This window comes from Alkalihalobacterium elongatum, assembly GCF_019024285.1.
In the GTDB taxonomy this organism is placed as follows: Bacteria; Bacillota; Bacilli; order Bacillales; family Bacillaceae_F; genus Alkalihalobacterium; species Alkalihalobacterium elongatum.
In genome coordinates this window covers 239,075-265,875 of record NZ_WMKZ01000003.1, presented here as the reverse complement: position 1 = coordinate 265,875, position 26,801 = coordinate 239,075, and the positions used below count along the sequence as shown (strand labels likewise).

The window sequence follows — 26,801 nt, the reverse complement described above, 5'->3', positions numbered from 1 at the left end:
GGAACCTATAAAAGAGACAGCTCTTTTTTGGAGTATGAATTGTAAAATTCATGCTCCTTTTTTATTTTGGAGAGTTGTTTTAAGTCTCATTATTGTAATCGGTAATGTGGGATTAATTTTCTAAAAATTTCTTTTTGGAACGGCACTTCCATCAATTACTACAAACAGGGGCATACGCCCACTCGTTTTATGCTCAATGACATAAGGTAGTATTGTAACACATAAGGAGGTGTTATAGAGTGTATAACAGTTTTGCGTTAATCGTAGTGTTGTTCATTCTGTTAGTGATCGTTGGTTCAGCTTATATTAAGTAATAAAATTTAATAGATTAATATAGAAGAGGGTGTCCCAGAAGCGTAACTTTTGGGAACACCCTCTTTAAATTTAATAGACTTAGAATAAAAAAATATAAGAAATTTACTACATTCGAAAGAATACAATTTCAACAGCGACGATAAGCATTATAATAAAGAAAGAGAGCCCAGTTTTAATTAAATCTGATCTCGTAATCTCATGTGCTTGCCCAAAGCAAAGGTTACCATTAAATCCACGAGACACCATCGCCTGAAATACCTTCTCTGACCGATCAAGTGATTTTAACAGCAAAGCTCCTGTAAGCTGTCCGTAGACTTTTAAATTGTTAATACTAATCCCACCATTAAAAAAGCGAGTCTTTAGCGCGAGCTGCATTTTTTGAATATCATCGAGAAATAAAAACACATATCGGTACGACAATAATAACACTGTGATCATGATCGATGGTACCTTTAAATGAGCTAGGCTATTCATAAATTGATCAACCGATTGTGTTTCAAGAATAATCGTTAAAACCGTCATGGAAGTAACCGCTTTTAAAATAATAAGTAAAGCAAAAGCGATACGATCAGGATCAAGCGGGATACCTCCACCAAAAACAAGAGGGATCGTCATAAGTAAAACAAAAGGCGCAATTAATAGGTAACGTTTAAGTAGAGTTAAAAAGGAAATACCCATCACTAGTGAAGCAAAAATGGAAAAGCTATAAGCAATAAGCGCGAACGAAACAGTGTGAAGACTAATGACGCCGAAGATATAAATAATAGCCGAAATTAATTTTGCCCGTGATTCCCAAACAAGCGCCCATTGTGAAATCCCCTCGAATTCTTCTAGTTGATCTTCCTGTCCATAAGGCATCGTCATCACCTATCTAAAAATTTTTTAAATTAATAATCGGTATTGATCTACCATCCAAACCAATTAATCTATGTTTCCTCAAAAAAGGTTGGCCGCAGCGTATACAAATACTTCACTGAAAAGCCAGTAAGTACCCCTTCTAAAATAGCGAGAGGAAAATAAGCAACGAGCACTATATTTATGACTGAAAAGGTTCCTTCAGTATAGCGCTGGTCAGATAATAAGAGCAGGAGAATTAACAAAAATACTCCTCCCAATACAGCTCCAAATCCTGCAGCAAAACCTTTTAAGAAATAGGGTATTTGTTTAACAGTCTGACTCATAAAATAAACTAAGTAAGCAGGGAGTGACATTAACAACGTATTTGCCCCTAACGTACTCAAACCACCATGTTGAAACAGTGCAGCTTGGAGAAGTAAACCGATAAAAATTCCGATCGGAGCTCTTCGACCTAGAGCTAATCCTAGAAAACCGCTAAGGAGTGGGTGGATCGACGTAGGTCCTACAGGTATATTTATTAAGGAAGAAACAAAAAAAGCCCCTGTAAGCAAACTGATTTTTGGGATTTCGTCTTCTTTGATGCCTTTTAATGAATAAGCTAAAATTCCAATAGCTCCAGCTGTCGTCGCTACAGCAACTGGAAAGCTTAGAACGCCGTCTGCCACATGCACATTCATCCATCCCTTCATCGGACACTATTTCTTGCTTATTTATATTGTTTTTAGACGTGAAGTATTCAGTCCTTTAATAGCGAAGAATGTTTGGTGCTTGTCCAATTGAACATTTTAGGGATATGCACAGACCTTTATAGCCTAATATCTACTGAAACAGGAACTAGAATTTAAAGGTAAAACACCCACCCTCTCTTAAATCATCAATCTTCCTAACGATTTAAAAGAGGTGTAGGATCCTATTTCATAAACATCTTCATTAGTGGGCTTACTTGATTAACAACTCCCATTACCTGTTGAACGCCCGTTCCAATTTTAGCTAAGTCGTATTGCCCTTTATCGTTTTTAAACAGAGATTGTAACCCTTGAGGATGTTGACCTGGTCCAAGATGTTGTTGGGGGTTAAATGAATTCATTGGACCTACATTAGGTTGACCTTGAAACGGCATCATTGGTCCTGGATTTTGCTGCCCCATTAGCTGTTGCATAAAACTTGGGTTTTGTTGACCGAAACCTGGCGGCTGTTGCATTGATTGAAATGGTGAGCTATTAAAAAATCCTGATTGAAAAGGATTTTGTTGTTGATACTGTTGATTGGAATAATCAAACGGATTAAAGCCCATGGGATTAGTGCTGAATGGATTAAAGCCAGACGGATGGTTCCCAAACATTCCTCCAAAATTTCTTCTACCAAAAGGAAACATATAATCCTCCTTTTCTTTTTCTCATACATACAGGATGAATAAAATCGTCCATTAAAATAATGTATTCGTTGAATTGGACGATGAAACGGCGTTTACCCAGAATGAAACACTTTACTTCGTTCAGCACTACCAAATCATTTTTCTCTGTAAAAGAGGTCAAGCTTTAAATAAAGGTTAGATGCACGACAAATACCTAATAGGCATACATATAATTGAATTCACTAATACGGGGGCGCTTATGAACAAACAGGGTACTACCACGAATTGGAATCGTTCCGTTCAGGACTTATTAGGGGAAGATTTTTCAATTGAATTTCCTGGCCTGATGAAAAACCAGACGGAAGTTCCCGTTAATATGTACGAATCAGGAAAGGAACTTATTTGTGTTTTTTCATTACCAGGTCTCCATGTTGAGGATGTTGATATTTACGTAGAACAAAATATCATAGAATTGAGGGGAACTTTACAGGTCACTGACCACGACTTTCGATTAGTGCAAGAAGGAATTTTACAGGGGCCAATTAAACGAACTATTGAATTACCTTATCCAGTAAAAGACGATGACGTGCAATATAGCTACAACAGTGGATTATTAACCGTTTACTTACAGAGAATGCCTCGATTCAAACAGAAAAAACATCAGCATAAGTAAATAAGTAAACTTAGATATTGTCTATACAAAATATGCTCGTTTAGACTCATACGATTTCTTTAGTTTTGGCATGGAAATGTTTTTACAGAATATAATGTCAAAGTATGAGTGAATAAGAGGAGCTTAGACGAACTAGCAACTTAGAAAATTTAAAAACGGTGGTGGTGTGAGTGGGTTTTTTTGACAACCACGGATTGAGCTACAGGCAGAAAAAAGCCCTAGAAAGCGAGCGAACAACAGACTTACTCGGGATCGAACAGGCGGAAAAAGAAGCAAAAATTCCTGAGGAAGAAAATATGAATAAATTAAGAAGGTCTGTCGAGTACGGTTTAGAAGCCGCTCCTTCCATCGGGGATCGGACGATATCCACCTTTACTAGAGAACCTCGTCCTGCCTACGCAGGGATTCCTACGTTTTTAAGGACTCCATTTTTAGAAGATGTTCGTCGTGTTGGAGAATATGATGTAGCCTTTATTGGTGTTCCTTTTGATATCGGAACCACATACCGTGCAGGGGCTCGCTTTGGCCCTGAAGCGATGAGACGGATATCGAAGCTTTATACGAGTTATAGTTATGAAAAAGGTGTGGATTTAGCTGAATCCTTAAATATGTGTGACGTTGGTGATGTATTTACGATTGCAAATATCGAAAAGAGCTTCGACCAAATTTACAAAGCTGTTTCTCATGTTTTTGCGCAAGGAACAATGCCTGTAATGCTTGGTGGTGACCATGCGATTGGTTACCCATGTGTTCGTGCGATTGCAGATGTCCTAGGTGAAAAAGTCGGTATTATCCATATGGACCGCCACTTAGATCTACAAGAGAAAGACATGGATGAGCGGATGCATACTACCCCTTGGTTCCATGCCACAAATATTCCAAATGCACCACCAGAAAATCTCGTTCAAGTTGGGATTGGAGGTTGGCAGGTTCCAAGGGAATCCGTCCAAAACGTACGGAAGCTGAATACTACAGCGATATCTATTTTTGACATTGAAAGATTAGGAGTAGAGAAGGTCGCAGAAATCGCACTTGAGAAAGCATGGCAGGGCGGAGCAAAAGCTGTTTACTTAAGTGTAGATATTGATAGTTTTGATGCTGGGTTTGTTCCAGGTACGGGTTGGCCTGAACCTGGTGGATTTTTACCTCGAGAAGGGTTGAAATTCTTAGATATTGTCGCTAGAGAAGGAATTTGTGGAATGGAGCTCGTAGAAGTTTCACCACCGTATGATGTTAGTGACCAGACAGCATTACTAGGCACACGTTGTATTGCCGATGTTTTAGCAGCGATGGTAGACGCAGGAAAGCTAGGAAAGAAATTCACATGATGAGCATGGCCGGTGTAAAAAGCCGGTCTTTTATTTTAAGTATACAAGATTAGAACTCCTTAGATTAAAGTTATGTTGCCTTAATGAGTGAATACATTAGTTAAGAAAGGAGGATAAAGATATGCATGCGATTGAAATCAAAGAATTAGCATATGAATATCCCGACTCAACAAAAGCACTCGATAAATTATCTCTACAAATACCACTCAGCTCTAAAGTCGCTATTCTCGGACCGAATGGAGCAGGAAAGTCCACGTTACTACACCATTTAAACGGCTTAAAATTACCACAAGAAGGTACCGTATCAGTCATGGGGGTTCCTCTAACTAAGAAAAATGTAAAAACAATAAGGCAGAAAGTTGGGCTTGTCTTTCAAGACCCAGATGATCAAGTGTTTTCAGGAACGGTGTGGGAAGATGTCCAATTTGGGCCTAGGAACCTAGGTTTAAGCGAACAAGAAGTGAAGGAAGTTTGCGAGGTAGCTTTAGGGTCAGTCGGAATGTTGGAATTTAAAACAAAAGCACCCTATCACTTAAGCTATGGGCAAAAAAAACGCGTAGCCATTGCAGGGATATTAGCGATGAAACCTGATGTCATTATTTTAGATGAACCGATGGCGTACCTTGATCCAAAAGGGCAGGATGAGGTCGCTGGTCTCTTGCAAGGACTTAACTTCATGGGAAAAACCATTATCTTATCTACTCATGATGTAGATTTCGCTGCTTCATGGGCTGATATTATTATTTTGATGAAGGATGGAAAAATTCTAACTACAGGAGGCCCTGACTTATTAGTAGATGAGGAATCGATTAGGAAAGCGAATTTACATTTACCGAGAATCGCACGTTTATTTAGGATGATTCCTAATTTTGAATGTGATAAGTTACCTATCAATGAACAGGAGGCTGTTCGTTTGCTTTATAGTGTGCTGCGATCCACAGAAAATGCCAATTATTAAATCGATTCCCCACCTCTGATGACGGAAACGGACGATTATATTTGTGCTTGAGGTTGATCAATCAAATCAGGATCATTGGCAATGTTGGCATTGTTAAACTGCAATGGACTGAAGTTTGCATCGCCAGGTTGTAAGTAACCGCTATTAAACTTTGAATTTGCTTGGTGTCCTTTATGGACAACATTACCGAAGTTGATGGAAGCGTTATTTGCTGATTGATTGATCCTAATCCCAAGAATATTGTTCATATGTGTCAAGAACATAATCTCCCCCTAACTTCCTTAGATACCCATATCCTATGTTCTAAATAATAGAATGACACTCAATCAACAGTAATTTGCCTAAAAAATATATGGCAATATACCCAATGGCTGAATAAAATATAGTGTTGTTTATTAATTTTATTGGGAGGTAATTTAATAGTGAGAACACATCATTGTCAGGCAGGAGAAACGTTGTATGTATTAGCGGATCAGTATAAGGTCGACCTTGATATGTTACTGGATTTAAACAAACATATTCAAGATCCAACTAATATTATGCAAGGAACTCAAGTTCTTATCCCAGATAGTACAATGGGTGGGATGATTCCAGAAATTAATGCAGGTAAAGGAAATGTTTGTGCCTACGTACCTGAAGAACCTGTAGAATATGTAAAGTTACAATATACCCAATGGCCGTCCCAAGATTATGCTGTAGGCTACGGTAGTCATACAACATTAACACCAGGGTATTACGGGTGGGAGACCATTCATCAACGTGTAGCACAGGAAAGCAGTTCTTCCAATGAACGGCAAGCAGAAACACAACAACCATATGAAGGGCAGATAAACAATCAACAATATCAAAATCCATATCAATACGGAAATCAAGCTCCAGTAGGTTATACGTATCCAACTTGGACTGGACAATTTTATAATCAACAAAGGTATTATTAATAAATACTTTAAACCTTAGCTTGTAAACGAGGGGATCTATTAAATATTGTTCCTCTCGTTTTATTTTAACTGAAAAAAATAGAAGAATTATTCCAAGAAAATTACCTTCTATGCGTTTTATAAAAGACCATTCCCCTCGTACAGGCACCGCCCAATTAGAGAAATCATACTTATACTTATGGATAAAAAAAGGAGGGGATTGTATGAATAACCATTTCCCCAATGGTTGGCAAAAGATGATACCTAAATTTTTAGGAGATGATTTTTTCTCTAATTTTGACCAAGTTAACTTCCAAAACGTCGGTACGAAAGTAAACATCTATGAAAATGGCAACGAACTTCTTTGTGTGTTTGCCTTACCAGGTTTAAAGCTAGAGGATGTTGACATATATTCCTATGAAAGAACACTTGAAGTAAGAGGAACGATTCATTCCAACTTTAATGGGTACAGGTTAATTCAAGAAGAGTTCCCACAAGGACCTTTTAAACGGACAATTGAATTACCTTTCCCTGTACGCGAAGATAAAATGGACGCATCCTTTCAAAGAGGGTTATTAATTATACATTTACATCGCCTAATAAAACCAAATCAAATGAAACAAAAAATTAAAATTAAAAATTTAGATGAGGAAAAAGTCAGCTACTAGACCAGCTGACTTTTTTATATGAACTGTCAATAGTCCAATTGAAAGAAGCCCTTATATTTCCATCAGTCATATCATAAGTATTAACTACAAGAGTTTACAGAAGGGGAAGGATGAGATGAGGAAGATTAAAGTGATAATTGCTAGTGCAGTCATTACGTCGAGTTTAATCGCCTGTAGTAGTATTGAAGAGGGAAGTAGTTCAAACGATGAAATGAATGCTAATAAGGAGGAAATCGCTCAAGATAAAGCAGATGTGAAATTAGAGACCGACGAGGAGCCTACAGAAAGTCAAGAGGAAGATCCCGTCACAACGAATGACGATAAAGAAGAAACTGACGGAATCGATCACCATCATGAATTACCTTATGAATGGAAAGGGAGCTATGAATTTTCTGAAGGTACATATACCCTACAACTGAATAAAAATAAGCATGGTGATGAAACAATGCTTATTGCAGTATTATTAGAAAATAGTAATATCAAGGATCTAGATCATCATGCAGCCCATCTAATGGAGGCTCCTGCAGAAGAAGTGAATGAAGATGAAACCTTTAAAGCAATCCATGAGTATATCTATCTTTTACCTCTAAAGCAGGACCAAACAACATTTACATTTTCGATAACAGAAACGGGACGCTATGCACTATTCTTAGAGCATGATGCAAGTGAGTTTAAAATGCAAATTTTTGAAGAAAATGGAGAAGAAATTGAAGTTCAAAATGAGAAACGGTACGAGGGCCACGGACATGATCACGACCATTAACAGAGCTAAGGCTGGGGCTGGTCGCTTTGAGTAGCTCCAGTTTCGCTCCCTTTTATATCAGCACAATACGTTAAATTTATAATTAAGGAGAACTGGAGGGGAGAGATACATTGAAGAGAAGTAGATGGATCTATGTCCTTTTTATTCTGCTTTTTATGATGATCATTCATACTCAACCAGTTTCTGCTCATAAAATGATGATCATTCCAGAAGATGAGGGAGTGTTACAGGTACTATATGAAGATGGAAGTTTCTCTACGCGTACGATAGTGACTGTTTATGATAAAGACGGTTCAGAATTAGAAAGTGGACCTTTAGATGAACAAGGTTCCTATTCCTTTAATAAAACTGAAGCTCATTTTATTGTAGCAACAGATGGATTAGGACACCGTACTGAATGGACGGTTGGAGAAGAGGTTATTGTTAAGTCCGATCCCCATCGATGGTTGATAGGTGGAGCTGTTTTTTTTATTTTCATTGGGATTGCACTTTTTTTCTATAAACGTACGAAAAATCACAAATCCGCCATTTCCCAAGAAGAATAGGTAACAATGTCAACAAGCTCACATAAACTATCGCAAAAGAACTTAATGAGGGAGTTTATGCACATGTCTTTTCATCCCTATATTGCCCCATTTCCTTCGATAAGACGAAGATTTAATCCATTTACAGGTTTATACTCTATTCCATGGCACCCATTCACCCCCCATAAAGTGGAGTTACCAAAGTTCCATCAGAAACAGGAACCGATGCAACATTGTTATCAGCAATGTTTGGCGTTTGGGTTTACTCCTGGAACGTTGGGGTGGATTAAATGTGTAAATGGATGTCACTCATTACTCGGCTCCTTACTTGAGGACCCTCAGTTTATTGAGGATATGATGAACATGGAGTAAGTGAAAATGAACTTTAGTAAGAAAATGCATTGCCAAATTGGCAATGCATTTTTTTCAAGTACGTTTTTTAAAAGAAGCGAGTACATATCTACTAGGTGCATGTATATAGTGTCTAACATACATTTACTTAAACTTAAAAAAACTACAGTTAAAGACTACTATTACTTATATAAGTTTTCGTTTAATGTCTATCAGTCTAATCACTCCCTACACCACTTGCATATTTTGTTAGTAGTACAGGTGAAAGGATGGTGTTAAAGATGAGCTATAAACATGGAGCAAACGGCTTTGTATTGATCGTCGTGCTTTTCATTTTACTTGTTATCGTAGGAGCATCTTACGCTTGGTAATTAACAATTAAACTTTTACAGTAAAAATTGGTAGGAAAGAAAAACACTAAAACATCCATAAGATGCTTTAGTGTTCTTTCTTATATAATAGTTAAGCCTTAAAATTGACTAAATGTATAACAATCTTAACCGCATGACAAACATATGTATACGACCCATAGTTGTCATAGGTAACATTTTGTTACTAAAACTATTAATTAGAATTGTTTACGTTATTGTTATTATTGAACTGATTATTTTGTTGTCCTTCATTATTTTCGAGATTTTCTAATTCTTCCATATTAATCTCTTTTTCCTCGAGGTCATTTAAATTAATACCTTCAAAATCCTTCAATAGCTGCTTTAAATTCTCTGGGTCAGTGAGTGCAGTAATTCCAATATTCAACGTCCCAGATAACTCCTCAACAGATAGCTCTTGGATCTTATAATTAATATTTTCTATGTTAATTGGTTGCAAGTCTTCTAATTTCTCTTTTAATTCTTCGTTTTCTTCCTCAACCTTTTCGACCTTTTCTTTTAAATCTTCTAGTAATTTATAAAAATTTGGAATTTTTTGCTTCACTTCCATCTTTGGAATTAATTCGTTTCGTTCTTCGCCATCATTCTCATTTTCTCCGCTCATTTCATTCATGTTGTACATTTGATGTAACCCAGTTGTTTCCGCTGTTGGATACGCATAGGTCATACTAGTCGTTTGAGGTATATAATTAGGGATATAAGTTTGCTGTTGTCCCCAAAATTGTTTGGGGCAGTTGTATGGCCAATACGGTGAATATCTCTGATAACAGTAATTTGGCATTTGATAATAACGATAAATAAGTATCACCCCTTTAAAAATAATCCTTATAATTAGACTATGTTAAAGGGGTGACAAATTTGCCTATTCTTTTTTCGGGTAGCAATTGTAAGCTTCGTCTCATATGTTTGTACATTTAACCTGGGGGTAATGTGATAGGGGGAAGATTATTAATATCAATTGTTTCATTCTCGCCTTCTTCTTCTTCATTGTTTGGTTCAACTTCTTCATAAAACGGTTTTGGTAATCTGATTGTATTTGCGTGATTATCAGAAAAGATTTGTTTTCCAATATTTAATGAACCAATCGTACTCATTGAATTAATTCTAATATTTCTTATATTAATTTGCATGCTCTCAAGTCCTTTCCAAAAAAATCTAAACCTGTACCTGTGGTTGATCTTTTAAATCTGGATCATTGGCAATGTTAGCATTATTAAATTGAAGAGGACTGAAGTTTGCATCTCCCGCATGATAATACCCGACAAACATTTTAACGTTTGCTTGGTGGCCTTTATGAACGGTATTTCCAAAATTAATAGAGGCATTACTCGACGCCTTATTAATTCGTATCCCCGCGATATTGTTTACATGTGGCACAATGACGCCCTCCTGAATTTTGTCTTTACTCTAATCCTATGCCCAAAATTAGGTGAATGTCACAGTGTACGAGTGTAAATTCAACGAATAGTCCGTTTCAATTATTTTTCTAATCGCCCCGCAAGGCCTTGTAGTAATCTTCATATACGAGTGGTTCATTTTTTTCTAGAGCGTCCTCAATAAATTCCCTTAAGCGCTTATTTTGTTGAAACATTTGTTCGTTGGCTGCAGTTAAATATTCGATCTTTTTTTGAAATGAACCTGACGCTTCGATTTCACTTCCAGCTGTAGGTATCGTTTGTGCCTGTTTTAATTGTTGTATAGCAACTTGGGTCTTATCTAATTGTTCGATTAAAAATTCCTTGTCCTTAATATAGAGTTTTTCAAACTGCTCAATGCGCTTTTCTAGATTCATAATGCGAGATTCAGGCATCAAAAACCCTCCATTTTACAAAATCATTTACTTAATGATGTATGAAATGAATAAGCTTATTATTCATGCACCTTTACGTGTATAGAAGTATATGAACTCTTATACTTGTTGGACGGTTATTTCTATGGAGTACAACAATCTATTTATCGTTTTATAGTGAAGTTTACCTATACTTGGTTGTCCGCTTATTCATAAATTATACGAGAGGCAAGTATAAGGAGGTTATCATATTATGAGGAGGTATGGTCCATTTACGAACATTGGTTGTTTTAAAATAAATCAAGTATCTAAAGGGGCGTCAATTAACTTCGGTCCGACAATCCATAAGGGCCATCAAGCAAACTCTAAATTCCAAGCCGCGGAGTATATCATTGGTGACGAAATAGCGTTTAACTTTTGTAAAAACGATGAAGAAAATGAGGAGAATGGGGAAGAAAACAACGAGGAAAATGAATGCCCCAAATTTGAAATGAACAAGTATATAATAAATAAATTTGAAGACGAAGAAGAAGACAATGAAAATAATGAGGATGAGGATGAAGAAAAGAAAAAACCTAAAAAGAAGAGTTGTAAAATGGATTGGAATGAACCTGAAACGAACATGGATCATCACTTAAAAAAATTAAAGGTGATTGCGAAAAAGAAGAAAAAATAAAAGAGTTAGGAGTTGCTGAAAAGCAGCTCTTTTACTTGGTTGAAAACTTGTAATATAAAAACATATTAAGAACTCATCGTTGAAACGTATGTTTTCAAGGAACTTAAAATCGTCTCAACACCAACAGGTATAAAGACCTATAAAAATAAATACCCTTAAACTTAAGGAATATAGTAGGATGACTTTTTTATGGAACCAGACAAAATAGATAAATAGTAATTTAGAGCTTTAGGATACAACTGTTACTCTTTCCTCATTTTAACATTTAATAAAAAATTAATATAAAATTTAAAGGATAAATTTTTAGCCTAGTGGAATTATTTACCTTGCTAATTTAGATTAAGTGAACAGGAGGACTATTTCTAGATTAATTATTTTATTCATGAAGGGAAGAGAAGAAAAGTGAATAGTAAAAAACAGAAATATTTCATTATTATGCTCGTAACAGTTTTCCTTAGCTTATCATTTATGGGACAAGGCTTTGCTAAATCAAAATCATCCATACTTAACACTGAATGGCAATCGACACAAACTAACACTATTGAAAATGTTGTTAAAGCAAATGTAAAAGAAGGAACGAATGCAGCTAAAAATTCTGGACTTCTTATTCAATCAAAAGATAAAAATACAAATTGGAAATTTGCAATGACGAATGCAAATGGAAGCTTCAAAACGAAATTAGAAGATGGCAACTATGTAGTAAAGGCTATTAAAGAAGACGGCAATACTTGGTTTAATACGAATTCTACATTTACCGTTGAAGATGGAGAAATAGCAGGATCAACTAACGAAGAAATAAAGATTACGAATAAAAATAAGGTTTCCCACCAACAACCAAATTCTAATGTAAATGTTAAAGGTACTTTAACCGATGGAGAAAAAGGAATTAAAGGTGAGCTTTATATTTTTAACATTGATAGTGAATATGAAGAAGTATACTCAATACCAACAAATGGTAATGGTGCATTTTCTGCCTCTCTCCCTGATGGGAACTATTTACTCTTTGGAGTAGGAATTGGTAAAGGTTACTATCAATACCCACTTCCTTTTACTGTAGAAGGGAAAGAAATAAATTTAAATGGAGATAGAGTTTCGTCACTTGAACTTACTCTTCCTAAACTCCAGTATAGAGGTAGCGTGTCTGATAGTTCCCGTTCATTAACCAATGCAGGAATTATACTTGAGAAAGTCCTTGACGATGAACACTATGATTATGAATTTATAGAATATGTTGTTACAAATAACAAAGGAGAGTTTCAACTAAGAGAACTTTCTGATGGTGACTATACACTAAGTATTTACCATCAAACATATTCTGCTTGGGAGCTCGTAAAGATTAAAGTTATGGATGGAAAATTATTTATTGATGGAAAAGAAGTCTCCACAATAAATATTAAAATCCCTGATCTTACATTAATGGGGACCATTTTTGATGGAAAAAAACCACTTACTAATGGTTATGTAATGTTCGAAGGTTACGATGACGAAGGTAATATTATAGATTGGTATGGTACACCTGTTGATAAGAAAGGGAATTTTAAATATCGATTAAACGATGGGGAGTACAAATTAATTCAAGTAGAAGAACAAACACGTAACACATATGTGTCGGTTCCATTTGAAGTTCGTAACGGAAAACTTGTTCAAGAAGGCAATAAAAAAGGAACACTTGATGTTGTCCTTCCACCAGTAACTTTTGTTGGACAACTAGTTGAGAACGGTAATGTACTAGAAGGGTTTGTGTATTTAGAAAAGGAATTTGATGATTATGATCAATACGAGTCCTATTATGCAGCAACTGACAGTAATGGAAAGTTCTCTTTACGCTTATCAGATGGATTTTATTCAATTAATGGTGGATTTATCTTTGAAGATAATGGAGATTTTGCAGTTAATGCTTCCTTTGAAATAAGAGATGGAAAGCTATATGTTGATGGAGAAAAGACATCAATCTTTGAACTTACTGTACCACCTGTTAGTTTACATGGAATCGTCCTTGATGGCGATGCTCCTGTGCACCATGGGGAAATATTAATTTCAACACTGGATGACCAACATTATTATTGGAGATGGATAGAAGCGGATGGTACGTTCTCTATGCGTTTAGCAGATGGAGAGTACAAAGTCATTCATATCTACTTGTATGATGATACAAGTGCAGATCTAGAAATACCTTTTACCATAAATAATGGACAGCTTTACCAAAACAATGACCTTCAAGAAAAACTCGTTATTACTTTACCGCCAATTACACTGACAGGAACAATACTAGATGAAGGCAACCTCATTTCTGGTGGAGTCGAAGTTATGTCTATTGGTGATGCAGATGATACAAGGTTTTACTGGAACTGGGCAGATACTGGGGTTTTTAAATTTCGATTACCTGATGGGGATTACCAAGTAAATAATATCTTTATGGTTGACGGAACATCTGATAATCCTTCACAAGAATTCAGTATTGTCGATGGTCAATTAGTTATTAATGGTGACGCCGTAAATGAACTAGATATTACCGTTCACCCAGTTACATTGACAGGAAGTGTATTTTCAGGTGAACAGTTATTGGATGACGGATTAGTTCAGGTTCAATCGATCATTAATTTTGGAGAGCAACAGATTCAATACGGAAGCTGGATCAACTTTAACGGCACATACAAATTCCGTTTACCTGATGGTGAATATGAGTTGTACTATGTTGAAAACTACTTTGACTATGGCTATGAAACTATCTTTTTTAATAAAAAATTCACCGTTCAAGAAGGTCAATTATTTGTGGACGGAATAGAAATGGACGTTTTAGATATCCAACTGCTAGAGGGGACACCAGAAACCCCCTTAAAAGAATCCTAAACCAGAGTACGGAGGGTGGGTATATACGTAACCCTGTCAATTAGACAAGCAAAGAAGAGTATTTGAAGCTGCGGTCTTTTCTCGGTATACAACCAGGAAAGGCCGTTTAAATTTCTCTTAAAAACGTCTGTTGTTAAAGTAATTGATATATTATTCAATCGCCTAGTAGGCTCGTTCATCAGCTTTTAGTCATGCAAATTTGTTAATATATGTTTGAAATTTACAACAAATAACAGAAAATTTAAAATATATGAAGGGTTTTTCAACACGAAGATAGAATTAAAAGACTATAGAAATTTATAAAGCGTTTTCATGCATGTCCAAGTAGTAATTCTCATTTAGCAAAATTAATGTTACCCAGGGGGAGATTATGAGCACAATTCGAAAAAGCGGTATTTATGAAAACATTAGTAAGAAGAGATGGGAATATTGGTTAGTAAAAAACAACGAAATAAAAATAATGGTCTCTTGGTTACAGTGGGGATCATCAGAAGAACAATACAAAGAATGGGAAGAAAATTGTCTCATTACAAAAGCAGGTTAAAGATTTCAGAAGAAGCGCTACGTGAGTATCGCTTCTTTTTTGATGCACGACTATGGCACAACATCATCAAAAACCTTGCTTTCTAAATATCCACACCTTATGATGAACCAAAGAGTTTAAACGGTATTCATTACGATAAGTGAAAACAGGAATACTAAAAAGAAAATACATATATGAGGTAGGATAAAATGATCTATAATAGTTTTCAAAATTTTCATCTCAGTACTGATATTATTAGAGCGCTTAATAGTTTGGAGTATAAACAGCCAACCGAGGTACAAAGCAAAGTTATACCGATCGCTTTTGAAAAAAGCGACCTTGTTGTGAAATCACAAACAGGGAGTGGCAAAACAGCTGCTTTTAGCATCCCAATTTGTGAGCTAGTTGAATGGGAAGAAAACAAGCCTCAAGCTTTAATTCTTACACCAACTCGAGAACTTGCAGTTCAAGTGACTGAAGACATCACTAATATAGGAAGATATAAGCGCATAAAAGCGAATGCTATTTTTGGAAAGCAATCTTTTGCTCGACAAAAGCTGGAGTTGAAACAAAAAAACCATGTTGTTGTCGGGACTCCTGGACGTGTCTTGGATCACATTCAAAAAGGAACACTAGCATTAGAACGTATAAGCTATTTAGTCATAGATGAAGCTGATGAGATGTTGAATATGGGCTTTATCGATCAAGTTGAAGCAATCATTAATGAACTACCGACAGAACGTGTGACGATGCTTTTTTCGGCAACATTACCACCAGATATTGAAAACCTTTGTGAAAAATATTTGCAATCTCCTCTACATATTGAAATTGAAGCTGCTGGACTCACAACCGATAAGATTGACCATTTTCTTCTGGAAGTGAATACTGAAAGCAAATTTGCAGTATTGAAAGATCTAACAATTGTAGAGAACCCTGATAGTTGTATAATTTTTTGCAATACACAAGAGCAGGTTGATGATGTGTATAGTCAGCTAAAGCGTTCTAATTATCGTTGTGAAGAAATCCATGGAGGAATGACCCAAGAAAACCGCTTAGCTGTCATGAATGATTTTAAAAAAGGAAAGTTTCGGTATTTAGTTGCTTCAAATGTTGCAGCAAGAGGTATTGATATAGAGAATATTACCCATGTGATTAACTATGATGTCCCATTTGAAAAAGAAAGCTACGTTCATCGAACAGGAAGAACTGGGCGTGCTGGAAAAGCAGGAAAAGCATACACATTAATTACTCCTCAAGAACAAAAATATTTAGAGGAGATTGAAACATATATTGGCTTCCGTCTTACTAAAATACCAGTTCCATCAAAGGAAGAAGTTGCAAGGAGAAAGACCACTTTTGAACGTAAAAACAACAAGACGCCTACTACCAAAAAAGATAGAAGTGCACACCTAAATAAAGATATAATGAAGCTTTATTTTAATGGTGGAAAGAAGAAGAAAATTAGAGCAGTAGACTTTGTTGGAACTATTACAAAACTGCCAGGTGTTACGGCAGATGATATTGGAGTTATTACAATTCAAGAAACAGCTTCATTTGTCGATATCTTAAATGGAAAAGGTCCGCTCGTTTTAAAGGCAATGAAAAATACGACGATAAAAGGCAAAAAATTAAAAGTTCATCAGGCAAAAGAGTAACAAATCCCAACCCTTCTGTATGTAAAAGCAGGAATTTGCTGCTGATCTAACGAAGCTAATACCTGGACTATATACGGAGAGATCTTGGAGGTGCTCGAGATGGAGAAAAAATACTTTACATTAGAAGAAGCAAACGAACTATTACCATTACTAGAAGTAGAATTAGTTACTTTACAGCAAATTCAAAAAAACTTCCAATTGAAAATAAAACAATTGAAGGATTTGAAGACTAATCCAAATCAGGTTCGAGCTGAAAAAGATCGTATATTTACATTAGAAAGTGAGCTTGAGTTTCTACAAATGGAGGCCCAGCTGCATCTACGGAACATCCAATCCAGAGGTGTTCAATTAAAGGGGATTGACTTAGGCTTACTGGACTTTCCTGCAATCATAAATGGAGAGGAAGTTCTGCTTTGTTGGAAACAAGGGGAGTCAAAGATTACCCATTATCATGGTGAGCATGAAGGGTTTGCAGGTAGAAAACCGCTTCACTAAAGTACATTAACTATGGAGGTGAAACGATGGATATTACAGCGATTTTAGGAATGAGCTATGACAGCTTGATAGAGGCCAGTGTAGATAAAAGTCCTGATGAGGTAGTCGTTACAAAGGACGATGAAACATTCTATATTGTCTCAGAGGATAACCATAATCAAACACTAGCATCTTTAGGGTATAAAATTGTTGTCAACACAGGAGAGTAGCTCAGTACTCTCTTTTTTCTAAGAATGGATAGCACAAAATTGAAGTAAATTTGTACAACATCTACTAATAGACTGTTTGAATAATATACATATTCATAGACCTATTTAGATAAATATATTGACAGCATCAAGATTGGCTAACTTTAAAGTGTTGGCATGAAATATGCAATATAACTTAGAGATCTTTATGCTTTTTGAAAGTACATTTTTCTAAAGAATTTAGTTGTTTTATACTTACCATTCTAGAGAAGAGGAGAGATTTTTTTGAAGCGTTTTTCTGAAGGCGAAGTCATTTGGCAGCCAACAAAACAACAGACTGAAAGCACAGTTATGCATCAATATATGAACTGGCTCAAAGCTGAAAAAGAATTATCATTTAAAAATTACAATGATTTATGGAAATGGTCTGTAGATGAACTAGAAGAATTTTGGGGCTCTATTTGGGAGTTTTGTGGGGTGACAGCAACTCAACCATATAATCATGTTTTAGTAGAACGTAAGATGCCAGGAGCTCAATGGTTTGAAGGGGCAAGATTGAATTATGCTGAAAATATTTTTTCTAAGTACCAAGATGAACAAACAGCCATTTATTTCCGCTCAGAGCATATTCGTAAACGTGAGTTAAGTTGGAAGGAATTGCGTGAAAAAGTAGCATCTGTCGCCCATTCATTAAAACAAATGGGGGTAGGGCGAGGGGACCGTGTTGTTGCTTACATGCCAAATGTTCCTGAAACAGTCATTGCTTTTCTAGCAACTGCAAGCATAGGGGCGATTTGGTCAAGTTGTTCTCCTGATTTTGGATCTAGAAGTGTAATTGATCGCTTTAAACAAATAGAACCTGTTGTTTTATTTGCCATTGACAGTTATCAATATAACGGGAAGTTATTTGATAAAACATCGGTTGTTTCAGAGATGCAAAAAGAGTTAAAATCAATTAAACAAACTATTTTAGTTCCATACATAGATGAGGACTCAAATGATAATCAACTAGAGGATGTTATTCCTTGGAGCGATCTTTTAAATCATGAGGCTCAATTAACTTTTGAAAGCGTTCCCTTTGATCACCCGCTATGGATTCTTTATTCCTCTGGAACGACTGGAATGCCAAAGCCGATTGTACAAGGTCACGGCGGAATTCTAGTCGAACACCTTAAGTCGCTAAAAATACATCAAGACCTATCAGAAGATGATTCTATTTTTTGGTTTACTTCAACAGGCTGGGTCATGTGGAATTTACTAATTGGTGGTTTATTGGCAGGTTCTAAAATCGTTCTTTATGATGGAAGTCCGTCGTATCCAAGTATGGATACGTTATGGGAATTAGCCCAAGATGCTAACGTAACATTTTTTGGTACGAGTGCTCCTTTCTTAATGAATTGCCAAAAGTTAAATGTACAGCCACAGAAAAACTATAATCTATCAAACTTAAAAGCATTGTGTTCAACTGGTGCTCCGCTATCTGATAATGGATTTGTATGGGTTTATGAGAATGTTAAAAATGACATCTGGTTAAGCTCTTCTAGTGGAGGAACTGATGTGTGTACAGGATTTGTTGGCGGTGTACCAACTCTGCCTGTTAAGATTGGTGAAATTCAAGGTCCTGCATTAGGTGTTCATGCCGAAGCATTTGATGAAGAAGGAAATACACTTACAAATCAAGTTGGAGAACTAGTTATTACAAAACCAATGCCATCAATGCCACTCTATTTTTGGAATGACCATGATAACAAAAGGTATTTTCATAGTTATTTTGATACGTACCCTGGAATTTGGAAACATGGGGATTGGATTAAGTTTGATGAGAATCGAAGTTGTATCATTTACGGTCGATCGGATTCAACGATTAATCGTTCAGGGGTTCGTACAGGAACAAGTGATATTTACCGTGTTGTCGAAGTATTGGATGAAGTAATGGATAGTTTAGCGATTGACCTTGAAGTTCGTGGTCGTAACTCGTCCTTGTTGCTTTTTGTAGTCTTACAACCAAACACAAACTTAGATGAAACATTAATTACTAAAATAAGAGAGCAGGTTCGGACACATGTTTCACCACGCTTTATGCCAGACAACGTTTTTGCAGTCGAACAAATCCCGAAGACGTTAAACGGAAAGAAAATGGAAGTGCCAATTCGAAAATTGTTATTAGGGTTTGAGTTAGAAAAAGTAATTAATCCTGATTCTATGAGTAACCCAGAGTCACTTGAATTCTTTATAGAGCTCGCCAAAACATTAAAGCAGAAAAATAAAGAAAAATTATTTTAAAGATAGGTAGGCGGAGTCAAAATCTCCGCCTATTGTTGTATTTGTAGAATGGTTATTGAAAGGAATTGGGGTGAAGGAGTATGGGCAGGCTTTTAAAAGAATATACATTTATCATCTACTCTGTCATCTTGTTAATTTACATTTTTAATACATTTCTATCGAGTTTTGTACTAACCTATATTGTCGGAGTATTAACTATTCCGATGATATTTTTATCTTTTTACGGTGCTAATAAGTTATTTAAAGTTTTAAGTAGTATTTTTATCGGAGTAGGTTTAATATTTTTTATTTATACAGGGTTACCATTATATGAAATACCGCTGTATACGATATCAACGATGCCCTTATTGGCTTTTTTGCTTGTTCTACCGTGGATGAATAGTGTAGTACGAGCTGGGCGATTTGACAGAAGGATAAATGAAGTGATGAAGGTAAACGTAGATGATTTAGGAAAGCTTTATGTCAGAAGTTCTTTTACTACATATATTCTTACGACGTTCATTAGCTTGTCGGCTATTTTTTTATCACAAAAAGTACTTCTAGAAAACATGTCTAAAATGGAAAAGAAGGTTAGGAATTCTTTTATCGGTCAATCAACCATGAGAGCATTTTCCCTAGCTCTAATCTGGAGCCCTATGGAAATGATCGTCGCTATAACCGTAGATTCTACGGGTGTAAGTTATTTAACTTACTTACCTTGGTTGTTTTTATGTTCAATACTGATTCTTATATTGGATTGGATTATGAATAAAAATAAATTTAAGACTATTCCTTATGTTCCAGCTAGTGAAGGTTTAAATAGGCCGTTAAACCCTAAAAAAATTACGGTACAAATTGTAAAGTTATTTATTGCATTAACTTTTTTTCTAATGGTTGTCGTATCTCTTGGAAACCATTTTCATTTAAACTTTATTTTATCAGTCACATTAGTTATACTACCATTTTCAATTGTCTGGGCATTGCTAATGAAAAGATGGCGAAGTTTTCTAGCAGTTGGATGGGGAACTTGGAAGGCTCATACAAATAACCTTCATAACTTGGTTACCCTTTTTTTATCTCTAGCGTTTTTTTCCAGTAGTTTAAATGAAACGCCGTTTCTGCAACTCATCCAACAGCCGTTTATAGTTTCTTCAGAAAAACCGCTCGTTATTTTACTTCTTATTCAATTAGCTTATTTTATGATGAGTATGATAGGTGTCCACCCTGTTGCAACGATAGCTGTTTTACTCGAAATCCTACATCCGTTGTTCGATTTCATTAATCCATTAAGTATTGGTATCGTCTTGATTACTACGGGATTAGCAACAGCAACTGTGGGGCCGTATGGTGTAATTGTCACCATTACTTCGATGAGTACAAAACAAAACCCTTACAAAATAACAACCGAAAATATTCCTTTTGCACTCATATACGGTAGTATCGGGGTGTTTATAGGATTTTTATTGTTGTAATAGTTTTGTAAAGGATGGTGAAACTTTGTTGGTGAAAGTAGAGTTTAAAAGCAGAGATATGACAAAGGGGCTGACTCTTATGAGACAGCCCCACTTATTATGATAATAATGAATAACCACCATCAATGCGAATGTTTTGTCCAGTAACCATTGACATATCAGGTTGACAGTAATGGTAAATCAAATTTGCCACTTCTTCAAAAGAAACAATTCTTTTTAGAGGGCTTCTTGTAGCGACATAGGCTAATCGTTCGTCAGCTTTTTCAGCAAACACGGACCGAAATGCTTCCGTATCCATTGAACCAGGAGAGATCGTATTAGCGGTAATCCCATATTTTCCCCACTCGCCGGCAATATAACGGATCATAGCTTCTTCTGCTGCTTTAGCCACACCAATATTTGTATAACTATTGACAGCTCGACTTGCTCCTAGACTCGAAATAGCAAATATACGGCCATATTGTTTTTCTTTCATACCAGAAAAGATATGTTGACTAATTTTTAAAAGAGGGGTGACGTTAACTCCAATTGACTTTTCCCATTCTTCATCAGTGATGGATTCTATTTTAGATGTTTTGGCATATACTGCATTATGAATAAATACATCGATAGAAGGCAGTGAGTCTAACATCGCTTTTAAAGAATCTTTATTACCTATGTCTGCCTGTAAAAGGACGGCTTTTCCACCTTCATTTTCAATAAGTTGTTTTGTTTCTTTCGCTTTTTCTTCATCACGATTGTAGTTGATATAAACGGTATAATTTTCTTTTGAAAATTTCAAAGAAATACTTTGACCTAAACCTTTGTTTCCACCTGTAATTAGAATGTTTTGAGTTTCTATTTTGAACGCCCCCCAGTTTTTAATCAGATAAGAAATAATAACCTTTGTCGCGTATCCTTTATCTCCTACGGCTCAGTCCAGTCCGTACGCCGCTGACTGGACGCTTCCGCTTTCATCATTACCGCTTTAGGATTGTAATTGCACAAGCTGCATTTTCAGCACCTAAAATTCCACCTGCGTTTTGAGCTAATGCAGTTTTAGGTTGTTTTTCGAGTTGTCTTTTTCCAGCTTCTCCTCTTAATTGCCAGACAAGTTCAACGATTTGACCAACTCCAGTAGCTCCAAGAGGATGTCCTTTCGTTATTAACCCACCACTAACGTTAACGGGTTTATGTCCATGAATCGTTGTGTATTCTTGATCAATCCAATTCCCGATTTCTCCAGTAGGGCATAGGTTTAAAGATTCATAAGCCATAAGTTCAGCAGCAATTGTTGTATCGTGTACTTCAAATAAATCGATTTCTTCAGGACCGAATCCTGCCATTTTGTAACCAGTTTGTGCGGCTAAAGCTACAACTCCTAACCCATCGTTTTCTTTTTGGACATTTGTTGATTTTGTTACAGTCGCTTCAACAAAGATCGGTGGTTTGTTGCTATGTTTCTTTAAAAACTCTTCTGTACATAAAATACACGCAGCTGCACCATCACTGACTGGTGCGCACATCATCCGGGTGAGAGGTTCTGAGACGAGTCGGTCATTTAATACTTCTTCAAAAGTTCTTGATTGTTGATATTGAGCATAAGGATTAAGGCTGCCATTGTAATGGTTTTTGACTGCAGCTTTAGCTAAATGTGTTTTGGTAAGTCCTGTACGTTCCATAAAGTTTCTAGCAAATTGAGCATAGATGTCCATAAAAACACTTTTTGATGTATCTTCATTCCTAATTTCATCTGCCATAGCTTCTACGTCAACACCACCCCGAAACGCTTTAAACGTTTGATTTCGATCAGGATGAGTCATTTTCTCGGCACCTAGTATTAGGACACAATCATACATTCCAGAAGAGACGCCTAGCCATCCTAAATGGAAAGCAGTCGAACCGCTCGCACATGCGTTTTCTACATTAAATACTGGAATTCCTCCTAAACCATAACTATTCAAAATTACTTGTCCTCTAATGGTATCTTGACCCGTTATGACTCCAGCGACAGAATTTCCCACATAACCAGCTTCAATGTATTTCTTAGAGATCCCCGTATCTAGTAAGGCTTTATCAATAGCTTCCTTACTGAGAGATTTCAAGTTTCGTTCGAGATATTTTCCAAAAGGTACCATTCCTACACCAGCTATTACAACTTTTCTCATACAAACCTCCATTGTGATTAAACATTAGGTATTAAATTGAATTACTGTTTAATTTTTATTATATTTTCAATATTTAATAAAATCAACAGATTGATAATAAAATAAAGGATTTTTATATAAAAAGGGAAAGATTATTGATAATTATAAATTTTTAAAATATAATTAGTTTAGAATTTATAGTTAATAATTGAACAAAGGTTTGGGAGGTTTAGTAATGAACGTAAAAAGTGAAACTAACTACAAAAAGTTTTGGGATGAAGAAAGAGAGACGAGATCAAAGGAAGAACGTGACATTATCATACTTAACAGAATCCAGGAGCAATTAGAGTATGTATATAACGAACTACCTTTTTATCGTAAAATTTATGACAGCCATAATTTCAAGCCATCGGATGTACAGAGTTTAGATGACTTCACTGAGAAAGTTCCTATCATTACAAAAAAAATGTTAGTTGCAGAACAAAAAGAAAATCCTATTTTCGGTGGATATGCAGGGAATTTTTCAGAAGATGAGATAGCAAGAATTCATGGTTCTAGTGGAACATCAGGTACACCAACTTTTTATCGTGTAAGTAAAGATGATTGGAATAGGGCGGCGGATGTTCATGCGATGGCGCAATGGGCAGCTGGTATTCGTCCTAATGATATTATGCAGATTGCATTTCCATTTGCGCTCTTTTTTGGTGGATGGGGAGTTCTTCAAGGAGCAGAACGCATCGGAGCTACTGCGTTTCCGACGGGGCCTATGGAGACGGAGAGACAACTCGACTTATTGTTTAAAATCCGTCCGACTGTTTTTTCTGCTACCCCTTCGTACTGTCTCCATTTGGCTAAAAAAGGGAAGGAACTCGGATATGACATGGCTAATTGCTCTGTCAAACGGTTGTTGGTAGGTGGTGAAGCAGGTGGCTCATTACCAAATACAAAAAAAGCTTTAGAAGAAGGATGGGGAGCAAGTGTGCATGATTGTGCTTCGACTTCAGAAATGTACCCATTCCAAACAAATGTTGAGTGTGTAGCTCATCAAGGTGTACACGTATATACGGATGAAGTATATGCAGAGATTGTTCATCGAGAAAACCCGAACGTACGAGTAGAAAGTGGGGTAAGAGGCGGCATTGTCTACACTCATTTATGGAGAAAATCGCAACCAATGATCCGTTTCTGGAGTGGTGATGAGAGTTATATAGCTGATGAGACCTGTTCCTGTGGTAGAACGTATCCTCGACTTCCAGAAGGAGTACTTGGGAGATTAGATGATATGTTAATTATTAGAGGAGCTAATATTTACCCAAGTGCCGTTGAAAATATTGTTCGATCCTTTCAATGGAGTGGACCAGAGTTTCAAATCATTGCAGAAAAAAAAGGTGAACTAGATGAAATGACGGTTAAAATTGAATGTCTTGAAGAGAAATATAGTGAGGAACAGATAGGAACTTGGAAACAAGAAGCAGAGGCAAAGCTAAAAGTAAATTTAGGAATTAGAGTAAAGGTTATAATTGTTAAAACAGGTGTATTAGATGAAACGATATTTAAAGCAAAAAGAGTAGTAGACCTTCGTTAAATTATATGAAAACGTTATCAAAAAAACCAAGAGTAATGGAATGGACACTTTTACTCTTGGTTTTATTTTACCTTAATGTTTGTAGTAATTTGTCTACAAAATAATCCGCTATTTCTGTGGGATTTCTTTCTCCATCTGGGTTATACCACTGTTGGATCCAGTTCAGTGCACCTAATATAATAAAACGGGTCATTTTAATATCAATATTACGAAACTCTCCATCTTCCAAACCTTGTTCTAACACTTTGTCTATACATTTAGCGTAATAGGAACGTCTTTTACTAATTTTTAAGAAATTTTCTTCTGAAAAAGTATGCTCTGGGTTATCAATTAAGCTAAATAAGGCATTTTCTTCAAGGGCTAAATTTATATGGAAGCGGATAATTTCTTCGATTTTATTGGTATTACTTTGGTTAGTATCAATTATAGCTTCGATCTTATCGATACTAATATCAAGAATGATTTTGTGGCATTGATATAACAAATCTTCTTTATTTTTAAAATAGTGGTATAAAGAGCCTTTGGTCATCAAAAGCTGCGCTGCGATTTCTTCCATTGTCGTCCCGTAAAACCCTTTTTCTTGAAGAGTTTTGGCAGCTGACCGAATGATTTCTTGCTTTTTCATTTCTACTTTCTGTTTATGTAAAGACATGTAGCTTCACCTCACCATAAATTGATTAATAATTCTGAAATTACTTAAATTATACCACAGATACAAAATTTTAGTTAAAAATTTGAATAATTATTCAATTAATTTCGGTTAGGTCATTGAATTGTCTGAAAATATAAACTATAATTAGGTAAATATTAATTCAATAAGTAAACGAATGTTTAATAAAATGTTGTGGAAGGGGAATTTTATAATGCAAACAATTAATAATGATTTATTGGATCCTCTAGTAGTTGTGGATCCCTATAGTTACTATGAGACGTTAAGGAAACATGATCCAGTATATTGGAACAGCCAATGGGGTGGTTGGATTTTTACAAGTTATGAAGAAGTTAAAAATGGGTTTCAAGATATTAGATTATCTGCAGAAAGAGTGAGGCCTTCTAAAGGAATGGGGAAGGAGAAGCAACAAGAAATGTCTTCAACCTATACGATTTTATCAAATTGGTTAGTGTTTAATGATCCACCAAAACACACAAGACTTCGTATGTTAATGAACAAAGCGTTTACACCTAAAGCTGTAAATAAACTCCTACCTAAAATAGAAGAGACAACCGATTATTTATTAAATGATATGTCTAAAAATAGGGAAGTGAATGTACTACAAAGTTATGCTAGCATTCTACCAATCATGGTCATTTCTGATTTATTAGGAGTGCCAAAAGAAGATAGAAACCTTATTAAAAAATGGTCAGATGATCTTATGTTACTTGTCTTTGGAGCTGCGGAAGTAGAGAACAGACATGAAGTTGCTAAAAACAGTTTATCTGAAATGGTGGACTATCTTAAAGTGATTATAAAAGATAGGAGAGTTAATCCAAAAGAAGATTTAATTTCTGCGCTCGTAGAAGCGTCAGAAGATCAAGATAAATTGTCAGATGATGAAGTAATTTCAACATGTACACTTCTAGTATTTGGTGGACACGAAACGACAACTAATTTAATTGCAAATGGTCTGTTAGCTTTTAACAACCATCCTGAACAATTACAGCTATTAAAGAATAAACCAGAACTCATCAATACTGCCGTAGATGAAATTTTACGTTATGATGGACCGAGTAAAGCGATGGTAAGAGTAGCAAAAGAAGATTTCATATTAAATGATAAAGAAATTAAGATAGGTGACAAAGTATTATTAGTTCAAGCTTCAGCGAATAGAGATCCAGCAGTTTTTGAGCGACCTAATGAATTCGATATCACACGAAGTCCTAACCATCATCTAGGATTTGGTAGAGGAATCCATTATTGCTTAGGAGCTCCGTTAGCATTACAAGAAGGTCGTATAGCCTTAGGTAAGTTTATTGAGAAGTTTCCATCTTATCGTGTTTTAGACCAAAAAGTTGAATGGCAGCCTACTTTTGTAAATCGCGGCTTAAAGTATTTGAATATCAGTTTATATTAAAGTTGTGTTA

Annotated in this window: 31 protein-coding genes; 20 read left to right on the top strand and 11 right to left on the bottom strand. The window is 35.8% G+C overall.

All coding sequences use genetic code 11. The features are described 5' to 3' along the window. Positions 1–221: 221 nt before the first annotated feature. The gene (locus GKP30_RS06955) at positions 222–314 is read left to right on the top strand and encodes a YjcZ family sporulation protein (RefSeq protein ID WP_216828758.1); all 93 of its coding nucleotides are present in this window, start codon (positions 222–224) and stop codon (positions 312–314) included. Positions 315–420: 106 nt separating this feature from the next. Here the strand turns inward: GKP30_RS06955 and cbiQ are convergent, their stop codons facing one another. The 3 genes from cbiQ to GKP30_RS06940 all read right to left on the bottom strand — a co-directional run bounded on the left by cbiQ (position 421) and on the right by GKP30_RS06940 (position 2,548). Then, entirely contained in the window at positions 421–1,173 is a 753-nt protein-coding gene (gene cbiQ / locus GKP30_RS06950) for a cobalt ECF transporter T component CbiQ (protein WP_216828694.1), read from the bottom strand. Positions 1,174–1,241: 68 nt separating this feature from the next. After that, positions 1,242–1,850, bottom strand: a complete 609-nt coding sequence (locus GKP30_RS06945; RefSeq protein WP_216828693.1) for a CbiM family transporter — start codon at positions 1,848–1,850, stop codon at positions 1,242–1,244. Between the two features lie 233 nt (positions 1,851–2,083). Then, entirely contained in the window at positions 2,084–2,548 is a 465-nt protein-coding gene (locus tag GKP30_RS06940) for a YppG family protein (RefSeq protein WP_216828692.1), read from the bottom strand. A 238-nt stretch (positions 2,549–2,786) separates the two neighbouring features. Here GKP30_RS06940 and GKP30_RS06935 point away from each other — a divergent pair, with 238 nt between their 5' ends. From GKP30_RS06935 to GKP30_RS06925, 3 genes are all read left to right on the top strand, one after another. Next, complete coding sequence (locus tag GKP30_RS06935) at positions 2,787–3,200, top strand: Hsp20/alpha crystallin family protein (RefSeq protein ID WP_216828691.1); 414 nt, start codon at positions 2,787–2,789, stop codon at positions 3,198–3,200. Positions 3,201–3,370: 170 nt separating this feature from the next. Next, positions 3,371–4,528 carry an agmatinase family protein gene (locus GKP30_RS06930; protein WP_216828690.1) on the top strand — a complete coding sequence of 386 codons (1,158 nt, stop codon included), beginning with the start codon at positions 3,371–3,373 and terminating at the stop codon, positions 4,526–4,528. Positions 4,529–4,649: 121 nt separating this feature from the next. Further along, positions 4,650–5,486 carry an ATP-binding cassette domain-containing protein gene (locus GKP30_RS06925; protein ID WP_216828689.1) on the top strand — a complete coding sequence of 279 codons (837 nt, stop codon included), beginning with the start codon at positions 4,650–4,652 and terminating at the stop codon, positions 5,484–5,486. Between the two features lie 35 nt (positions 5,487–5,521). On the opposite strand, the gene GKP30_RS06920 is transcribed toward GKP30_RS06925, so the two are convergent. Next, a complete protein-coding gene (locus GKP30_RS06920) occupies positions 5,522–5,749 on the bottom strand; it encodes a spore germination protein (protein WP_216828688.1) in 228 nt (75 codons plus the stop codon). Positions 5,750–5,908: 159 nt separating this feature from the next. Here GKP30_RS06920 and GKP30_RS06915 point away from each other — a divergent pair, with 159 nt between their 5' ends. From GKP30_RS06915 to GKP30_RS06890, 6 genes are all read left to right on the top strand, one after another. Next, on the top strand, positions 5,909–6,424 hold the full coding sequence (locus tag GKP30_RS06915) for a LysM peptidoglycan-binding domain-containing protein (protein ID WP_216828687.1): 516 nt from the start codon (positions 5,909–5,911) through the stop codon (positions 6,422–6,424). A 203-nt stretch (positions 6,425–6,627) separates the two neighbouring features. Continuing rightward, positions 6,628–7,071, top strand: coding sequence for an Hsp20/alpha crystallin family protein (locus tag GKP30_RS06910; protein WP_216828686.1), 444 nt, complete (start codon positions 6,628–6,630; stop codon positions 7,069–7,071). A gap of 115 nt (positions 7,072–7,186) precedes the next feature. Continuing rightward, positions 7,187–7,834, top strand: coding sequence for a hypothetical protein (locus GKP30_RS06905; protein ID WP_216828685.1), 648 nt, complete (start codon positions 7,187–7,189; stop codon positions 7,832–7,834). Between the two features lie 110 nt (positions 7,835–7,944). Further along, positions 7,945–8,379 carry a hypothetical protein gene (locus GKP30_RS06900; protein WP_216828684.1) on the top strand — a complete coding sequence of 145 codons (435 nt, stop codon included), beginning with the start codon at positions 7,945–7,947 and terminating at the stop codon, positions 8,377–8,379. A gap of 63 nt (positions 8,380–8,442) precedes the next feature. Continuing rightward, a complete protein-coding gene (locus GKP30_RS06895) occupies positions 8,443–8,730 on the top strand; it encodes a hypothetical protein (RefSeq protein WP_216828683.1) in 288 nt (95 codons plus the stop codon). Between the two features lie 260 nt (positions 8,731–8,990). Then, positions 8,991–9,080 (top strand): YjcZ family sporulation protein, encoded by a 90-nt coding sequence (locus tag GKP30_RS06890; protein ID WP_216828682.1) that lies wholly within the window; start codon positions 8,991–8,993, stop codon positions 9,078–9,080. Between the two features lie 193 nt (positions 9,081–9,273). Here GKP30_RS06890 and gerPC read toward each other — a convergent pair whose 3' ends face one another. From gerPC to GKP30_RS06870, 4 genes are all read right to left on the bottom strand, one after another. Then, positions 9,274–9,906: a spore germination protein GerPC gene (gerPC, locus tag GKP30_RS23875; RefSeq protein WP_216828681.1), complete on the bottom strand. Its 633-nt coding sequence runs from the start codon at positions 9,904–9,906 to the stop codon at positions 9,274–9,276. A 106-nt stretch (positions 9,907–10,012) separates the two neighbouring features. Continuing rightward, on the bottom strand, positions 10,013–10,228 hold the full coding sequence (locus GKP30_RS06880) for a hypothetical protein (protein WP_216828680.1): 216 nt from the start codon (positions 10,226–10,228) through the stop codon (positions 10,013–10,015). 25 nt (positions 10,229–10,253) lie between these two features. Continuing rightward, positions 10,254–10,475, bottom strand: coding sequence for a spore germination protein (locus GKP30_RS06875; RefSeq protein ID WP_216828679.1), 222 nt, complete (start codon positions 10,473–10,475; stop codon positions 10,254–10,256). Between the two features lie 109 nt (positions 10,476–10,584). Further along, a complete protein-coding gene (locus tag GKP30_RS06870; RefSeq protein WP_216828678.1) occupies positions 10,585–10,908 on the bottom strand; it encodes a hypothetical protein in 324 nt (107 codons plus the stop codon). 232 nt (positions 10,909–11,140) lie between these two features. Between GKP30_RS06870 and GKP30_RS06865 the strand changes: the two genes are divergently transcribed. From GKP30_RS06865 to GKP30_RS06830, 8 genes are all read left to right on the top strand, one after another. Further along, entirely contained in the window at positions 11,141–11,563 is a 423-nt protein-coding gene (locus GKP30_RS06865) for a spore germination protein (protein ID WP_216828677.1), read from the top strand. Between the two features lie 402 nt (positions 11,564–11,965). After that, on the top strand, positions 11,966–14,413 hold the full coding sequence (locus GKP30_RS06860) for a carboxypeptidase-like regulatory domain-containing protein (RefSeq protein WP_216828676.1): 2,448 nt from the start codon (positions 11,966–11,968) through the stop codon (positions 14,411–14,413). A 370-nt stretch (positions 14,414–14,783) separates the two neighbouring features. Next, positions 14,784–14,957 carry a hypothetical protein gene (locus GKP30_RS06855; protein WP_216828675.1) on the top strand — a complete coding sequence of 58 codons (174 nt, stop codon included), beginning with the start codon at positions 14,784–14,786 and terminating at the stop codon, positions 14,955–14,957. Between the two features lie 188 nt (positions 14,958–15,145). After that, on the top strand, positions 15,146–16,591 hold the full coding sequence (locus GKP30_RS06850; RefSeq protein WP_216828674.1) for a DEAD/DEAH box helicase: 1,446 nt from the start codon (positions 15,146–15,148) through the stop codon (positions 16,589–16,591). A gap of 99 nt (positions 16,592–16,690) precedes the next feature. Beyond that, positions 16,691–17,086, top strand: coding sequence for a DUF2203 domain-containing protein (locus GKP30_RS06845; RefSeq protein WP_216828673.1), 396 nt, complete (start codon positions 16,691–16,693; stop codon positions 17,084–17,086). A gap of 26 nt (positions 17,087–17,112) precedes the next feature. Further along, complete coding sequence (locus GKP30_RS06840; protein WP_216828672.1) at positions 17,113–17,295, top strand: hypothetical protein; 183 nt, start codon at positions 17,113–17,115, stop codon at positions 17,293–17,295. Positions 17,296–17,559: 264 nt separating this feature from the next. Then, on the top strand, positions 17,560–19,557 hold the full coding sequence (locus tag GKP30_RS06835) for an acetoacetate--CoA ligase (RefSeq protein WP_216828671.1): 1,998 nt from the start codon (positions 17,560–17,562) through the stop codon (positions 19,555–19,557). Positions 19,558–19,637: 80 nt separating this feature from the next. Beyond that, positions 19,638–21,008, top strand: coding sequence for a hypothetical protein (locus tag GKP30_RS06830; RefSeq protein ID WP_216828670.1), 1,371 nt, complete (start codon positions 19,638–19,640; stop codon positions 21,006–21,008). A 97-nt stretch (positions 21,009–21,105) separates the two neighbouring features. Here the strand turns inward: GKP30_RS06830 and GKP30_RS06825 are convergent, their stop codons facing one another. After that, on the bottom strand, positions 21,106–21,828 hold the full coding sequence (locus GKP30_RS06825) for an SDR family NAD(P)-dependent oxidoreductase (protein WP_328703128.1): 723 nt from the start codon (positions 21,826–21,828) through the stop codon (positions 21,106–21,108). 139 nt (positions 21,829–21,967) lie between these two features. Next, complete coding sequence (locus GKP30_RS06820) at positions 21,968–23,155, bottom strand: thiolase family protein (RefSeq protein WP_216828668.1); 1,188 nt, start codon at positions 23,153–23,155, stop codon at positions 21,968–21,970. Positions 23,156–23,369: 214 nt separating this feature from the next. On the opposite strand from GKP30_RS06820, the gene GKP30_RS06815 reads away from it, so the two are divergent. Further along, a complete protein-coding gene (locus tag GKP30_RS06815; RefSeq protein ID WP_216828667.1) occupies positions 23,370–24,719 on the top strand; it encodes a phenylacetate--CoA ligase family protein in 1,350 nt (449 codons plus the stop codon). Positions 24,720–24,786: 67 nt separating this feature from the next. Here GKP30_RS06815 and GKP30_RS06810 read toward each other — a convergent pair whose 3' ends face one another. Continuing rightward, a complete protein-coding gene (locus GKP30_RS06810; protein WP_216828666.1) occupies positions 24,787–25,371 on the bottom strand; it encodes a TetR/AcrR family transcriptional regulator in 585 nt (194 codons plus the stop codon). Positions 25,372–25,582: 211 nt separating this feature from the next. On the opposite strand from GKP30_RS06810, the gene GKP30_RS06805 reads away from it, so the two are divergent. Continuing rightward, entirely contained in the window at positions 25,583–26,791 is a 1,209-nt protein-coding gene (locus GKP30_RS06805; protein ID WP_216828665.1) for a cytochrome P450, read from the top strand. Positions 26,792–26,801 lie beyond the last annotated feature (10 nt).